Raw genomic sequence first — 14,713 nt, 5'->3', positions numbered from 1 at the left:
GTCCGCCGGGACAGGCAGGAGGCCGTCCGCAGGGGCGGCCTTCCGCGTCATGGGCTCGCCATCCGCGGCGGACGTCCAGCCCCGGCCGCCTGGAGCGGCCCCTCGACATTGCGGAGCACCTTTGGCATGCTGGACGAAGCGCCGCCATCGGCGCGCCATGCACCGTCAACTTACGGGAGACCTGCCATGCGTTTTCTCCTTCTGCCCCTGCTGCTCGTCTGCGGCCTGCTGTGCAGTGCCCGCCTTGCCCATGCGCTGGATATCGAAGCCAACAACAATTCCCGCTCCGTGGTCGCCATGGCCGTGCATTATCTGCGTCCCACAGGACACTGGTCGACCGACGGCTGGTACAGCATCCAGCCCGGCAAGACCTTTCATCTCAAGGTGGACAGCAAGAATACGGTCTTTTACGTCCATGCCGTGCGCGTCAAGGACGGCATGGTCTATACCCTTGGCGACACCATCGACCGCTGGGTCTGCGACCAGCCGTTCACGCTGACCGACAACGCCCAGCCCGCCGCCGGCGGACGCATGGCGCTCTTCAGTCAGTATGAGGCTCCCAATCTCAAGATCGCCGTCAATTTCAACTGATCCCGCGTCCCGTCGCGTGACGAGGCAAGCTGTCGGGACGGCGGCTATTGTCTATTTCGGGCAAGTGCTGCATGATATGAAAGACGTGATGCACACATATTATGGCGATAGAAGATAAAATGTACATGGAAAAGCCGATTCTGAGAGATGCCTTTTGGGGGACTTGTCTCTGAGCGTGTCGTTGTGGCGCATCTCACGCGAAAAAACAAGACGGGAAAGAGCGCATCACGTGTGTGCAATGTGGTGTCTTTGTCGAAAGGGCTGATCGTGGAAGTTCGGATGCTCCTGTTTTGCTTGGCATGTTGCTGCAACATCAAGAATGCATGAGGCTAATCCCGATACTGAAATTCGTGGGCAAAATACGGAGTTGCGGCATTGAATATATCGAAAAGATGGGCTAGAATTTTTAGGTCAACCTTTCTAGAAGGTAATTTTTGAAGGCTGTGAGTAATCTCCGAGGTCAGTCAGTTTGTGCTCTTAGATGAGCGATCTGATTTTTTCAACAATAAAATTTATATTGGAGCCAATATGTCTATCGTTAAGGGGTTTTTGGGGATAGTAATTTTTTCTTGGCTGGTGTATTTGCCCATATACATACTTTTCTTTGATAGCGAAGAGTCTGCCATAAAATCCATATCTCTTGCTGATGCTATTGCGTTTTCTCTTGAAACGAAGCTGGATTCAAAAGAAGATATAGAAAATATAAAAGATGCTATCGACAATCTTGCGGAGAAGATTGAAGATGATATAGACATAGATATTAGAGATTCTATTTATGATGCGTTGAAAGATAATGAAAAAGTTTCTGATGTCGAGTTGGAAAAAGTTAATGCTTTTATCGATGCTTCGCACTATGTTATTCGTTTTAAATATGAAGGAAAATATATTAATATACCTTTTGTTGTTTCTCCGCCATCCTTGTTTGATGTTCGGGAAGCAAAGGCGATGCTGCTTGCTGATCCAAAAATGATTGGAGCGTTAGGATTATTGTATGGAATGTCAGAAAAAGATGCTCAAAATTTAATGAGAGTATCTATGTCTTCAATTCCTAAATAAAGCTCCACCGTATCCTTTCTACAAGGTAAGGTGGCGAGTCGGGCTGTGCCCCAAGGATGTGCATATGAGCGGAATCTGTGGTGTCCTGACCTCGGAAGTTGTGAGGGATGAAGAACGTGCGGCCCTTGCGGCCATGCTGGACGCATTGTCCCACCGAGGGAAGAATCCTCCCCGGCAGGGCCATCTCGGCGATAAGGCCATCATGGGCTACTGCGGCAGCGAGGCGGAGGACGACGGCGGCAAACGTCCCTTCGTCAGTCCCTGCGGGCGTTACCTCGTCGTGCTGGACGGCCGGCTCTACAATGGGCCGCAACTGCGCGAAGAGATAGAGAAAAGCGGCCATGTCTTCCGCAGCAAGCAGGACGAGGAGATCCTCTCCTATCTTTTCCTTTCGCAGGGGCCGCAATGCCTGCCCCGGCTCAACGGCATGTTCGCCTTTGCCATGTGGGACCTGCGGGACCAGAAGCTTTACCTCGTCCGTGACCGTTTCGGGCAGAAGCCCCTCTACTACGCCTCCTCCGGCAAGGGCATCCTCTTTTCCTCCGAGGTCATGTCCCTGCTGAAGCATCCGGCCCTTGAGCGCCGCCCCAACTACAATGCGCTCTTCCACTACCTCACCTTCATGATGCCGCCCGCGCCGCTGACGGCCTTTGAAGGGATCCACAAGCTGGAACCGGCTAGCTGGCTGGAATGGCAGCCCGGCCGCGCGGCCTTCTTCCTGCGCTACTGGAATGTGGACGGCAGCCGCAAATTCGAGGGGAGCGACGAGGACGCCATCGACGAGCTCGACGCTCTCATGGACCGGATGGCGCGGCGGCATGTTACGCCCGGGACGGGGCTCTTCCTTTCCGGGGGGCTGGACTCCTCGCTTTTCGCCGGCAAGGCGGCCCGTCAGACGGGCGACATGCTGAGCCTCTCGCTGGCTTATGTGGATGCCGACCACGGGGTCAACAGTCAGGCTGCCCAGGCTGCGGAGATCTGCGGCACGCGCCATGTCAGCGGCGAGCTGGACGTCAGCGTCACGGAAGAATTGCCGGATATCGTCGCCCACATGGGCGAGCCCTTCGCCGACCCGACGCTGCTCACCTCCTGGCGGCTTGCCCGCATGGCCAGTCAGCATGTGGGGGCCGCGGTGACCACCAGCGGCACGGACAACATCTTCGGCGGCTATGCCCGCTATCTTGCGCCCTTCCTCTACGATACGCCGGATCTGCCGCCCGAGGTGCGCAAGGTGCATACCGAGTTGACCAAGACCGTGCCTCATGCCTACGGGGGCAAGAGTCTGCTCGGCGAGATGGACCCCTGCGCCAGCTATTATTACAGCCAGTTTGCCCTGTTCTTCGGCAACCGCAAGGAAAGCCTCTGCTGCATGGACTTGCGCGGGGCCGCCGACCCGCAGCTGACCATCATGCTCATGTTGCGGGCCTTTGCCCGCTGCCCGCGCGCCACCTGGCTGGACAAGATCCAGTTCTTCGAGCTGGACCACTTCCTTGCCGGACGCCTGCTGCCGCGGATCGACATGGTGGCCGGCGCGCATACGCTGGATGTCCGCATGCCCATGCTGGATAACGAGGTCGTGGATTTTGCCCTGACCCTGCCGGTGGGGATGCGCGTCAGACGCATGCCGGACAGACGGCCCGGCAGTACCGGCAAGGGCTATGAGACCAAGTGGCTGGTCAAGATGGTCGGCCTGCGCCACCTCCCGCATGATCTGGTCTTCCGGCGGCGGCACAACAATACGGTGCCGCTGGAGAGCTGGCTGCGCGGCCCGCTGCGCACGCTGGTGCTGGATGCGCTCATGAGCACGCAATGCACCATCCGGGACTGGGTCAATCAGTCCGAGATCCGGCGGCTCGTGGCCCAGCATATGGACGGGACGGCCAATAACACCATTGAGCTCTGGGCGCTGCTCATGCTGGAACTTTGGGCCCGGCACTGCCTCAGACGTTGAGCGGCGGCATCCCTGCCGCCAGCCCGCTGTCGTTCGGGGAAGGCTGCCGTTGAGGCGGCCTTCCCCGTCGTTTTGTCGTGGTCTTCGGCCGAGCGGCGCATGCCGGCAGATCCGGCCTCTCTTTGATGGAGAAAAAAACTAAATAACTACTTTTTTAGTTGACAAGATGTAGCCGCTTTTCTAGGGTGTTCTTGACAGCCACATTCCCGCCGTCTACACAGGGGCTATGAACACTCATTATATTACTGCCCTGCCGGACGACTGGAAGCGTGTGGCGCAGGTCTTTTCCGCCATGGGGGATGCCACGCGCCAGAAGATACTTCTGCTTTTTGAGCCGGGGGAACGCATCAGCCTGAGCACGCTGGTGAGCATCGTGGGCATGAGCCGCACAGCCGTCAGCCATCATGTCAACGTGCTGGTACGCGCCGGACTGCTGGTCCCGCAGCGGACAGGCAAGGAAGTGTTCTACAGGCGGGACCTCCCCTTCACGCTTGAGATGCTCGACCGGGTCCGGGATTACGCCCTTGCGGAGCTGGCCGTGGAAGAAGACGGCCCCCGATGAGCAGCATGGCAGACGCTGTTCCGGCGCGCGGCCGTCGGACGGCGCGGATCTGACGCCATACGCATGTTGCCGCAAGGAGCGCGCGTATGCAGAAGAACCTTACCCGCCAGGCCATGAGTCTGGGGCTCAGCTACACGCTGGGCACCTTCAACGACAATTTTTTCAAGCAGGCTGTGCTGCTGCTGGCCGTGAGTCTGCAGCTCGCCAGCGTGCAGGCCTGGGGCACGGTGCTCTTTTCGCTGCCGTTCGTGCTCTTTTCGGCCTGGGCCGGCTGGCTGGCGGATCGCTTTCCCAAGCGACATGTGGTGCTGGCGGCCAAGTTGCTGGAAGTTGCCGCCATGCTGGCCGGCGCCTGGGGGCTGCTTACCCTGAACTGGGGCGGCATGCTGGCCATGCTCTTTTTCATGGGCGCAAGTGCGGCGCTGTTCAGTCCGGCGCTCAACGGCTCGCTGCCCGAGATCTTCCCGCAGGAGCAGGTGCCGCGCGCCAATGCTCTGCTCAAGCTCTCCACCACGCTTGCCATCCTGCTGGGCATCGTTCTGGCGGGAGCCGCCCTTGAGAGCGCGTGGTTCGCCACCCGCATCCCCTTCGGGCGCTGGCTGGTCGCCCTGACCGTTCTGGGCGTCGCTCTCTTGGGCCTGTGCTCCGTGGCCTTCGTCCCCTTTCGTCCCGCCGCGGCCCGGCCGGAGGACCTCCCCCCCTTCCCGCTCTTCGGCGCCTGGAATTCGGCCGTCGAACTCCTGCGGCTGCGGGCCAGGCAGGACATCTTCCTCTGCCTGTGCGCGGATGCCTTCTTTTACAGCCTGTCCGTCCTCGTCCTGCTGGAGATCAATGCCTTCGGCCTCGGACAACTGGGGCTCAGCGCGACACTGACCAGCCTGCTGCCCGGTGCGCTCATGATCGGCATCTGCGGCGGCGCGCTGCTCTCGGCCCGGCGGCAGCAGCAGAGCTGGCAGCGCACCGTCCCCGCGGCATCGGCCGCCATCGGCGTCCTGCTGCTGCTCGTGTCCTGCGTCCCGCAGGCGCCGACGGCATGGCACTTCCCGCTGCTTTGCGCCTGCTATGCGGCCATCGGCGCCTGCGGCAGCCTCTACATCGTCCCGGTATCCAGCTATCTGCAAGTACGGCCGGCGGCCGGGGAAAAGGGGCGCATCCTCGGTCTTTGCAACTTCTTTTCCTTTTTGGCCATGCTGCTTGCCGGGGCCGCGTACTATCCGCTGTCGCTGCTCACGCCCGCGGCGGGACAGGCGCTGCTCGGCGCGCTTAGCCTGCTGACGGCCGTCCTGTTTGCCATCCGGATCGCCCGCCTGCCCCAGCGTCCGGAAACCTGCGGCCCTGTCCTCAAGATCCTGCAGCGTGCGCTGGGCGTCGTCCTCCGGGCGTTGCTTTCCCTGCGCTACCGGGTCCGGCTCGAGGGGCAGGACTGCCTGCGCCAGGCCACGGCGGAAGCCGAAAAGCGCGGCAGCGGCCTGCTGCTGCTGCCCAATCATCCCGCCTACATGGACCCGGTCATCCTCTGCGCCTGGCTTGCGCCGTGGTCGCCGCGTCCGCTGGCGGACAGACACCAGATAGGGCGTTTCTGGCTGCGTCCGCTGGCCGCCGCCATGCGCTGCATCCCCCTGCCCGACCTGCGCAGGGAGGGCATCGCCGCGCGCAAGCAGGTGCAGGCGAGCCTTGCCCGCTGCACCGCCGCGCTGGAACAGGGAGAGACCCTGCTCGTCTATCCCGCCGGCAGCCTGAGCCATGACGGGCAGACGCATCTTGGCGGCAACAGCGGGGCGTACCGCCTGCTGCGGGCCGTACCGGACTGCGTGCCCGTCGTCATCCGCACCCACGGGCTCTGGGGCTCTTCCTTCAGCTGGGCCGACGGCGCGCCGTCGCTGGGCCGCTCCCTGGGGCGGGCGCTGTTGGCGCTGTTGCGCAACGGCATCTTTTTTCTCCGCCGTCGCGAGGTGCGCATCACCTTTGTTCGTCCTCAGCCTCTGTCACGCATGGAAGACGGCGTGACGGCGCTCAATGCCCTGCTGGAGGCCTGCTACGCCGACGAGCCGGACGTGTTGCGCCGAGTGCCGTTCTCACGCCGGGAGCCGGAAGTGCCGGATCAGCCGCTGGCCGTCCGTGAGAACCGGAACGAGTGCCCGCCTCCCGCCGGTCTGGGCGAGAAGGAGTACCAGAGCGTGATCCGTCTGCTGGCCGATCTTTCGCCTCTTGAGCCGCGTCCGGAAGATCTGCGGCCGGGGCAGCGGCTGGACAGCGATCTGGGGCTGGACAGTCTCGCCATCGTCGATCTGAGCCTGCAGCTGGCCACCCTTTCCGGACAGGAGGCCGTCGAGCCGGGCGATCTGCAGACGGTCAATGACTGTCTTCTGGCCGTGTGCGGACAGCTTGGCCCGCAGTCCCCGACAGGGGAAGAGGCCCTCCGGGAGCTGGCCGGACGCTGGCAGGCCAGCCTGCGGAGTCTGCCCAGACAGCCGCTGATCCTGCCGCAGGCCCCCAATCTGGCGCTGACCATCCTGCGCCAGATCCGCCGCATGCCGTCCCGTCCGATACTGGCCGACAGCGGGCAGATGCTGACCGGGGCCGCCTTCTGGACGCGCGCCGTGGTGCTTTCCCTTTTCCTGCGCCGTCGCGTCGGCAGCGGGCAGTCGCTCGGCATCATGCTGCCCGCCTCCCCGGCGGCGGCGATCTGCTGGCTGGCGGTGCTGCTGTCCGGCAATACTCCGGTCATGCTCAACTGGACGACCGGCGTGCGCAATCTGCGGCACGCGCTTTCCCTGACCCATGTACACCATCTGATCAGCGCTCGTGCGCTGCTGCGCCGTCTTGACGAGCATGCGCTCGAGAAGGCTGTTTCCGAAAGCGGGGTCTGCTGGCTGCTGCTGGAAGAAGAGACGGCCGCCCTGCCCTTCTCCCTGCGGCTGGCGGGGGCCTTGCGGGCCCGCCTGTCGCTGCTCGGCTGGGAAGGCTGCGCCGTCAGCCGGGCCATATCGCCGCGGGCCGCCGTGCTTTTTACCTCCGGTTCCTCCTCTTCGCCCAAGGGGGTGCCGCTGACGCACGACAACATCCTGGCCAATTGCCGGGATGTGGCCGCCGTCCTGGCCCTGGACACGCATGACGTCATGCTGGCCATGCTGCCGCCTTTCCATTCCCTGGGCCTGACGGGCAATATCGTGCTGCCGCTCTGCTTCGGCATGCCTGTGGTCTACCACGCCAACCCTGCCGAGGGCGGACGGCTGGCCGCGCTTTGCCGGCGCTGGCGTCCCACCCTGCTGGTCACGCCGCCGACCTTCCTTGACGGCCTGTTGCGGCAGGCCCGCCCCGGGGATCTGGAGTCCCTGCGCCTGGGCTTTGTGGGGGCGGAGGCCTGCCCCCAGCGCATCTATGAGGAATTTGCCCGCCAGACCGGCGGAGGGCAGCTCTGCGAGGGCTATGGCGTGACCGAATGCTCCCCTGTGGTCAGCGTCAACCTGCCGGAGGAGGCGCGTCCCTGCACCATCGGGCGTCCCCTGCCGTCCGTGGAGGTGGCCGTCGTGTCCCCCCATCCGCCCTACCGCCGCCTCGAGCCGGGACAGACCGGTCTGCTGCTGGTGCGCGGCCCCAACGTCTTTGATGGTTACCTGCCGTCGGAGAGCGGCGATCCCGCCGTGCCCTTCGTCACGCTGGAGGGGCAACGCTGGTACGATACCGGCGATCTTGTGCAGGCTGACGAGGCCGGTCGGATGACCTTTGCCGGGCGGCGGGAGCGCTTCATCAAGCTGGGCGGAGAAATGATCTCGCTGCCGCAGCTGGAGGAGGTGCTGCGCCGGCACTTTGCCGCCGGACAGACGGAGGGCGGCCCCTGTCTGGCCGTGGACGCCGTCTATGCGGAAGAGCAGCCGCAACTGACGCTGTACACCACCCTGCCCGTGAGCTGCGCGCAAGCCAATGCCGTTTTGCGGGCGGAGGGCTTTTCCGGCCTGCAGATGCTGCGCCATGTCCGCCGCCTTGCCGCCTTGCCCCTGCTGGGCTCCGGCAAGATCGACTACAGGCGTCTCCATGTGGAGGGAGATGCCCGACAGGGGGGGTGAACGTCCCCGGAAGGGCCCTTCGCCTGCCCGGCCTATAGCCTGCGCGATTTATGCCGTTAAGATATGAGGAAATTTGTTAACACGTGGTCGCAGGCCGACCGGCGGCAGGAGGGCGAATGAGCATAAAACTGCGTATTATCCTGGGCTTTTTCCTGACCATTTTACTCACGGCAAGCGGCGGCATCTTTATTGCCGGCATGCAGATGCGTGATGATGCGGACAGCGAGTTCGCGCAGTCGTCGGGAAGGCAGCTGAACCTCCTTGACGACTATCTGGAGAACTTTCTGCGCACGGCGCAGATCAATGCCTCCCTGGTGGCCAGTATGGCCGACCTGACCGAACTGGCCGACAGCATGCCCAATTTCAGCGCCGCCACCAAGGACAGCGAATATACATCCGCCGTCACCAGCCCGGAAGTCCGTGCCGCTCTTGTGCCGCTGCAAAATATCAACAGCAAGAATGTCGACTACCTTGAAGTGTATGTCGGTTATCCCAATGGGGCCTACGCCACCGGGCTTGCCGAAATGAAGGTCCCTGCCGGCTTCGATACCAGCAAGCGGCCGTGGTATGCCGCTACGGCCGCTTCCGCGCAGGACGGTCTGCTGTCCGAAGCCTATGTCTCGCTTACCGGGGACATCGTTTTTGCCGTGACCCAAAAGATGAAAGGGGCGGACAATAAGCTGGCCGGCATTGTGGGCATCGACGTTTCCCTCAAGAGCTTTTCCGCCATGCTGACCGGTCTCAAGTTCGGCCAGACCGGGCATTTCCTGGTTCTGGAAGGAACGGGCCGCGTCCTCTGCGATCCGATCACGCCCGGCAATGTGGGCAAACTCCTCGGCAAGGAGCTGCCCGACCCCGGCTATGCGGCCATTTTGCGGACGAATGCTTCCGTCATCGAGACGACCATCGGCGGCAAGGCCGTGCGGGCCAATGTCCTGACCACGTCCAACGGCTGGAAGCTTGCCGCCGTGCAGGAGGTGGAAGAGATCTATGCCCATTGCAATGAAGCCGTCATGCGGTTGCTCATGCTTACGGGGCTCATCACCATCATCGCGCTGGCCATTGCCCTGTTCATCGTGCGCAGCATCACCCGTCCGCTCGGCATCATGCTGACGGCGGCCGAGGCCGTGTCCGCCGGCGACTTCAGCGCCATCCCCGACAGCAAGATCTTCTATGGCGAGCTGCTCAAGCTGCATATGAGCCTTGGCGGCATGGTGCAGAATCTGAGCAACAGCATCGAAGACGCCAAGAACAAGGCGCGCGAAGCCGAGGAGCAGACCGCCCGCGCCAAGGACGCTACGGAAGCGGCCACAAAGGCCTTCCAGCGGGCGGAAGTGGCCAAGCGGGAAGGTGTCCTGCATGCCGCCGCGCAGCTGGAAGGCGCGACCAACGTCATCTCCTCGGCGGCCACCGAGCTCTCCGCTCAGGTGCAGCTCTCCGCCGAAGGTGCGCAGCAGCAGGCGGACCGTGCCGCGGAAACGGCGACGGCCATGAACGAGATGAATGCCACCGTCATGGAAGTGGCCCGCAGCGCGGGCAGCGCCGCGGAGGTCTCCAATACCATGCGGCTCAAGGCCGAAGACGGAGCCAAGATCGTCCGCAAGGTGGTCAGCAGCATCGAGGGCGTGCACCAGCTTTCGCTTGTGCTCAAGGACGACATGGGCAAGTTGGGCGACAGCGCCGCCTCCATCGGCCAGATCATGGGCGTCATTTCCGACATCGCCGATCAGACGAACCTGCTGGCCCTCAATGCCGCCATCGAAGCGGCCCGCGCCGGGGAAGCCGGCCGCGGCTTTGCCGTGGTGGCCGACGAAGTCCGCAAGCTGGCCGAGAAGACCATGGCCTCCACATCCGAAGTGGGACAGGCCATCCGCAGCATCCAGCAGAGCGCGGACGAGTCCATCCGTCAGGTGGAAGTGGCCGTCAACGGCATCAATGAAGCGACGGATCTGGCCAATACGTCCGGTACGGCGCTTGAAGAGATCGTGCAGCTTGCCGAAAGCGCCGCGGATCAGGTGCGCGCCATTGCGGCCGCCAGCGAGGAACAGTCCGCCGCCAGTGAAGAGATCAACCGTTCCATTTCCGACATCAACAAGGTCGCCAATGAGAACGCCTCGGCCATGGAACAGGCGGCACAGGCGGTCAATGATCTTGCCCACGAGACCAGCACGCTCAATACCATCGTCCAGGACATGAAGGCGGCCCCGTAAACGCCGCACGCTGCGGGGCAATGCCCCAGGAGAGGAGAACAGACCGAGTCGAAGTGGACGTACGGAGGGTATGTCCACTTTTTTCTGGCCGTCGGTCTTGCCAGCCGCTTGCGGGGGCGCCCCGTCCGTCGCATGCCGATGTCCGGCCATCGGGCACAGGGCCAAAGCTGGCCAGCGGATACGCTTGACGGCAGGGGGAACCGGCCTGTATTTTTTAAAAGTTTTGCGTGCCGGCGAAAAGCGCCGCCTGCGGGCGGGAGACGACCGTTTTTGCCGGCTGCCTGCTGGTGCGGCGTCCTCGTGGAGGAGCTTCGGCCCGAAACAGACCTGCGCTTGCGGAGCGTTCCGTCCGCAGGGGGCTCGTGTGCCGGGCTTCGTGGCGGCAGAGGAAAAGGAGATCCCCAATGCCCGGTTATGTGCTCAATGGAGAAAAGATGCTCTGCGACGTCATTGACGGCATTGCGCTCGTCATCGATACGCAAATCTCCACATATTATGGCCTGAACGCATGGGGGACAGCGGTCCTTGAGTGTCTTCTGCGAGGAGCCGCAACGGAAGACGTTTGCGACCGTCTCACGGCCATACCCGATGCCCCCGCCAATATGGCGGACAGGCTGGACGCCTTTGTGGAGAGGCTGCTTGCCTTCGAGATCCTTGTGGAGGGCGGCGCGACAGCCGCTGACGTCACGCTTGATCCGGAGCTGGGCCGGCGGGAAGGTTTCCGGCTTATGGTGGACTGTTATTCCGATGTCACGGCCAGCCCTCTGCCGGCTCCGGCGGCAGCGGTCTCGGCCTGAGCGCGAGTTGGCCTTGCGACTGAGGGTGCGAGGCGGGCTGCGCGGCTCTTGCGGATGGGGTGCAGGCCACATTTACGCAGAGGCTTTGAAGGATAGTTGCGGGAAAAGAGCGCAGCGCCGCGGCGTTGCGGAAATCATGGCGGAACGGGGAAGCGCCGGGCGTCTGTCCCCGATCCCTTAACCGGCGGGTGGATCGAGCATGTGCGGAATTTGCGGTTTTTATCAGCCTGGCAAGACATCGGACGTTTTTGAGGAGCCACGGGCCGTCCTGCAACGGATGTCGGCGCGGCTGATCCATCGCGGCCCTGACGGCAACGGGATCTGGCAGGATGAGGCGGCCGGGCTCGGTCTGGCGCATCAGCGGCTTTCCATCCGGGATACGTCTTCCGCCGGAGCGCAGCCCATGCGCTCTTCCTGCGGGCGCTACGTCATTTGTTACAATGGCGAGCTCTACAATGGCGACGAGCTGCGGGAAGAGATCGCCCGCGCGACCGGCAAGTCGCCCCGTCTGCAGGGACATTGCGATACCGAGATACTGCTTGAGGCTTGCGCGGCCCTTGGCGTCGAAAGGACCCTGTCCCTGACCATCGGCATGTTCGCCTTTGCCCTGTGGGACAGCCGGGAGCGCAAACTGACGGTGGCGCGTGACCGTTTTGGGGTGAAACCCCTGTACTGGACGCGGCAGAACGGCCTGTTTGCCTTCGCCTCTGAGCTCAAGGCGCTCAGGGAACTCCCCGGCTGCGCATTTTCGCTGGATCGGAACAATCTTGCGGCCTTCTTTCGTTGCAACTATCTGCCGGATCCGTTGACCATCTTCAGCGAGATCAAGAAATTGCGTCCCGGCTGGATGATGACCGTCGCCGCGGACGGAAGCGTCAGCGAAACGCAGTGGTGGAGCGCTCTTGATGTGGCGCTGGCCGGGATGGCCGACAGGGTGACCTCCCATCGGGATGCTCTGGAAGAGTTGCACCGGTTGCTGCGGGATGCGGTCAGACGGCGTATGATCGCCGACGTGCCGCTGGGGGCCTTTTTGTCCGGCGGGGTGGACTCCTCGCTGGTGGTGGCGCTGATGCAGGAAGCCTCCCTTGCGCCTGTCAGGACGTTCTGCATCGGCTTTGCGCAATCCGAGTTCAATGAAGCGCCGTACGCAAAAGCCGTTGCCGAGGCCCTGGGCACGGAGCATACCGAGCATTATGTGACGGCCGACGAGGCGCTGGCGGTCATCCCCCGCCTGCCGGTCATCTATGACGATCTCTTTGCCGATTCTTCGCAAATCCCGACCTATCTGCTCTGCAAGTTGGCGCGTGAGAGCGTGACCGTTGTGCTGACCGGCGACGGGGGCGATGAGCTCTTTGCGGGGTACTGGCAGAACAATCATCCCATTCCCTTTGCCCGGCATCTGCCGTTGAGCCGCTCCCTGTTGCATCAGCGTAAACATTTCGGCCGCTGGGCCGGCAGAAATCCGGTCATCGGCGGTTCCGTCCCGCGTGAGTATTTCGTGCAGGGCATTACCGACGACATGTTCCCCGCGGATCAGGAACTGACCCAGTATATCGACACCATGCATTACCTGCCGGGGGACATCTTGACCAAGGTCGACCGGGCGTCCATGGCGGTCTCGCTCGAGGCCCGGCCTCCGTTGCTGGATCATCGGCTATACGCCTTTGCCTGGCGAATGCCGCCCACGTTGCGGCGCGCATGCGGCAAGGGGAAATGGCCTCTGCGTCACCTGCTCGACGGATATGTTTCGCCGGAGCTTACCGAACGCCCCAAGCAGGGCTTCGCGCCGCCGCTGACCTATTGGCTGCAGCATGAATTGCGGGAATGGGTGGAAGATCTGCTGGATCCGGTGAAGATGCGGCAGGCAGGCTGGCTGGATGCCGCCACGGTGCAAAAGATGTGGAAGGATGTGCAGGAGGGGCGGCAGAAAACACATCCCATATGGGCGGTGCTCATGTTCCAACAATGGATATCTTGCTGAATCTGCGGTGAAGCATGCCGCAGGGGGAGGCTCCTCTGAACATCGTCTCCCCCAAAACGGCAGGCGGCGAGTGGAACAAGAGAGTTTTTCCGAGATCTGCCGGAAGAAGGGAACATATTCCGGCGGACGCCGTAGCGCGGCCAGCCTCTTTTTCTGAAACATAGGCGGGTCAGCCTGGCAAGGTCGGGGCGGCGGGCTTGCGGCGGTCTCGCCTGCTTTTTTGATGCCTTCCGGCAGCATAGATCCCGCGCGTTTTCTCCCAAGTGCGGCATCCTGGCGGCAAGGTTCAAAGCGGCAAGGTTCAAACCACCCACCATACCATGTGGGTGGTTTTTTGTCTCATGCCCTGGGCACTCAACGGGCGACAAGCATAAAAAAGGGCAGCCCTTGCGGGCTGCCCATGAAAGGCCGGTTGCTGATCTGGCGCTTAGCCGATGAGCTGCAGAGCCATCTGCGGCATGCTGTTGGCCTGCGAGAGCATGGCCACGGCAGACTGCGTGAGCACCTGGTTGCGGACGAAGTTGGTCATTTCGGTGGCCACGTCCACGTCGCGGATGCGGGATTCGGCGGCCTGCAGGTTTTCGGACTGCACGGTCAGGTTGGTAACCGTGTTTTCCAGACGGTTCTGCATGGCGCCGAGGTGAGCACGGATCTTGTCCTTGGACACGATGGCGTTGTTGATGGCCACCAGAGCTTCCTGAGCGGCCTGCTGCGTGGAGATGGTGCTGCCGGCGGAACCCGCACGGGCAGCGTTGCCCACGCCCAGAGCGGAGGCGGTGCAGTTGCCGATCTCGATGTAGTAGTAGTCTTCAGCGGAGTCGTTGGCCGTACCGAAGTGAACCTTCAGGGCGCCCAGGCTGGTCAGACCGGAACCGTCATGGATGGTGCCGTCGGCATTGTTCATGGCGGACAGGGTACCGTCAAGCAGCTTGATGCCGTTGAAGTCCGTGGCGTTGGCGATACGGGTGATTTCCGAAGCCATCTGCTGGTATTCGGATTCGATCATCAGACGCTGCGTGGAGTCGTAGGTACCGGTGGCGGCCTGTTCCGCAAGTTCCTTCATGCGGATCAGCTTTTCGTCGATAACGCCCAGAGCGCCGTCAGCGGTCTGGATAAGGGAAATACCGTCGTTGGCGTTGCGGACGCCCTGATTAAGGGCGGCAACGTCGGCGCGCATGAGTTCGCTGATGGCGAGACCGGCGGCGTCGTCAGCGGCGCTGTTGATGCGCATGCCGGAGGACAGGCGCTGGGTGGAGGTCTGCAGGTTGCCGTAGTGGCCGGTCAGAGTGTTGGCAACGTTGGTCGCCATTCCGTTGTGATTGATATACATAACATTCCTCCATGAATGTCTGTACGAGGTGAATAACAGCCTGCTTCCCTGCAGGCGACTGCCCTTTTTATCGGCGTAAATGGAGCGGGGTTTAGATAGTGTCGTCAAATTATGTTTGCCCACAAAGATATGCATCTAATTTGAACGGCGGCAAGAAAAGAGGCGCAT

9 protein-coding genes are annotated in these 14,713 nt (G+C 62.4%); 8 read left to right on the top strand and 1 reads right to left on the bottom strand.

Going from position 1 to position 14,713, the window contains the following annotated elements:
• The first annotated feature begins 186 nt into the window (after positions 1 to 186).
• From Q0K12_RS01505 to asnB, 8 genes are all read left to right on the top strand, one after another.
• A complete protein-coding gene (locus Q0K12_RS01505; RefSeq protein WP_297259764.1) occupies positions 187 to 591 on the top strand; it encodes a DUF1036 domain-containing protein in 405 nt (134 codons plus the stop codon).
• Between the two features lie 528 nt (positions 592 to 1,119).
• The gene (locus Q0K12_RS01500; protein ID WP_297259763.1) at positions 1,120 to 1,647 is read left to right on the top strand and encodes a hypothetical protein; all 528 of its coding nucleotides are present in this window, start codon (positions 1,120 to 1,122) and stop codon (positions 1,645 to 1,647) included.
• Between the two features lie 64 nt (positions 1,648 to 1,711).
• On the top strand, positions 1,712 to 3,598 hold the full coding sequence (locus Q0K12_RS01495) for an asparagine synthase-related protein (protein WP_297259761.1): 1,887 nt from the start codon (positions 1,712 to 1,714) through the stop codon (positions 3,596 to 3,598).
• 226 nt (positions 3,599 to 3,824) lie between these two features.
• Positions 3,825 to 4,160 carry a metalloregulator ArsR/SmtB family transcription factor gene (locus Q0K12_RS01490; RefSeq protein ID WP_297259760.1) on the top strand — a complete coding sequence of 112 codons (336 nt, stop codon included), beginning with the start codon at positions 3,825 to 3,827 and terminating at the stop codon, positions 4,158 to 4,160.
• Between the two features lie 86 nt (positions 4,161 to 4,246).
• On the top strand, positions 4,247 to 8,227 hold the full coding sequence (locus Q0K12_RS01485; RefSeq protein ID WP_297259759.1) for an MFS transporter: 3,981 nt from the start codon (positions 4,247 to 4,249) through the stop codon (positions 8,225 to 8,227).
• Positions 8,228 to 8,343: 116 nt separating this feature from the next.
• Positions 8,344 to 10,437, top strand: a complete 2,094-nt coding sequence (locus tag Q0K12_RS01480) for a methyl-accepting chemotaxis protein (RefSeq protein WP_297259757.1) — start codon at positions 8,344 to 8,346, stop codon at positions 10,435 to 10,437.
• 404 nt (positions 10,438 to 10,841) lie between these two features.
• Positions 10,842 to 11,234: a PqqD family protein gene (locus tag Q0K12_RS01475; protein ID WP_297259755.1), complete on the top strand. Its 393-nt coding sequence runs from the start codon at positions 10,842 to 10,844 to the stop codon at positions 11,232 to 11,234.
• Between the two features lie 199 nt (positions 11,235 to 11,433).
• A complete protein-coding gene (gene asnB, locus Q0K12_RS01470) occupies positions 11,434 to 13,215 on the top strand; it encodes an asparagine synthase (glutamine-hydrolyzing) (protein ID WP_297259754.1) in 1,782 nt (593 codons plus the stop codon).
• Between the two features lie 427 nt (positions 13,216 to 13,642).
• Here asnB and Q0K12_RS01465 read toward each other — a convergent pair whose 3' ends face one another.
• Positions 13,643 to 14,545 carry a flagellin gene (locus Q0K12_RS01465; protein WP_297259752.1) on the bottom strand — a complete coding sequence of 301 codons (903 nt, stop codon included), beginning with the start codon at positions 14,543 to 14,545 and terminating at the stop codon, positions 13,643 to 13,645.
• Between the last annotated feature and the right edge of the window lie 168 nt (positions 14,546 to 14,713).

The organism is uncultured Desulfovibrio sp., assembly GCF_944324525.1.
Classification (GTDB): domain Bacteria; phylum Desulfobacterota; class Desulfovibrionia; order Desulfovibrionales; family Desulfovibrionaceae; genus Desulfovibrio.
The sequence above is the reverse complement of the archived record's forward strand: the minus strand, read 5'-3'. Positions and strand labels throughout refer to the sequence as shown.

What these genes read in the sequence shown, in the direction of transcription:
- Q0K12_RS01485 (WP_297259759.1), top strand. Translation starts at nt 4,247, where the DNA reads ATGCAGAAGAACCTTACCCGCCAGGCCATGAGTCTGGGGCTCAGCTAC.
- asnB (WP_297259754.1), top strand. Translation starts at nt 11,434, where the DNA reads ATGTGCGGAATTTGCGGTTTTTATCAGCCTGGCAAGACATCGGACGTT.
- Q0K12_RS01500 (WP_297259763.1), top strand. Translation starts at nt 1,120, where the DNA reads ATGTCTATCGTTAAGGGGTTTTTGGGGATAGTAATTTTTTCTTGGCTG.
- Q0K12_RS01475 (WP_297259755.1), top strand. Translation starts at nt 10,842, where the DNA reads ATGCCCGGTTATGTGCTCAATGGAGAAAAGATGCTCTGCGACGTCATT.
- Q0K12_RS01490 (WP_297259760.1), top strand. Translation starts at nt 3,825, where the DNA reads ATGAACACTCATTATATTACTGCCCTGCCGGACGACTGGAAGCGTGTG.
- Q0K12_RS01505 (WP_297259764.1), top strand. Translation starts at nt 187, where the DNA reads ATGCGTTTTCTCCTTCTGCCCCTGCTGCTCGTCTGCGGCCTGCTGTGC.
- Q0K12_RS01495 (WP_297259761.1), top strand. Translation starts at nt 1,712, where the DNA reads ATGAGCGGAATCTGTGGTGTCCTGACCTCGGAAGTTGTGAGGGATGAA.
- Q0K12_RS01480 (WP_297259757.1), top strand. Translation starts at nt 8,344, where the DNA reads ATGAGCATAAAACTGCGTATTATCCTGGGCTTTTTCCTGACCATTTTA.
- Q0K12_RS01465 (WP_297259752.1), bottom strand. Translation starts at nt 14,545, where the DNA reads ATGTATATCAATCACAACGGAATGGCGACCAACGTTGCCAACACTCTG.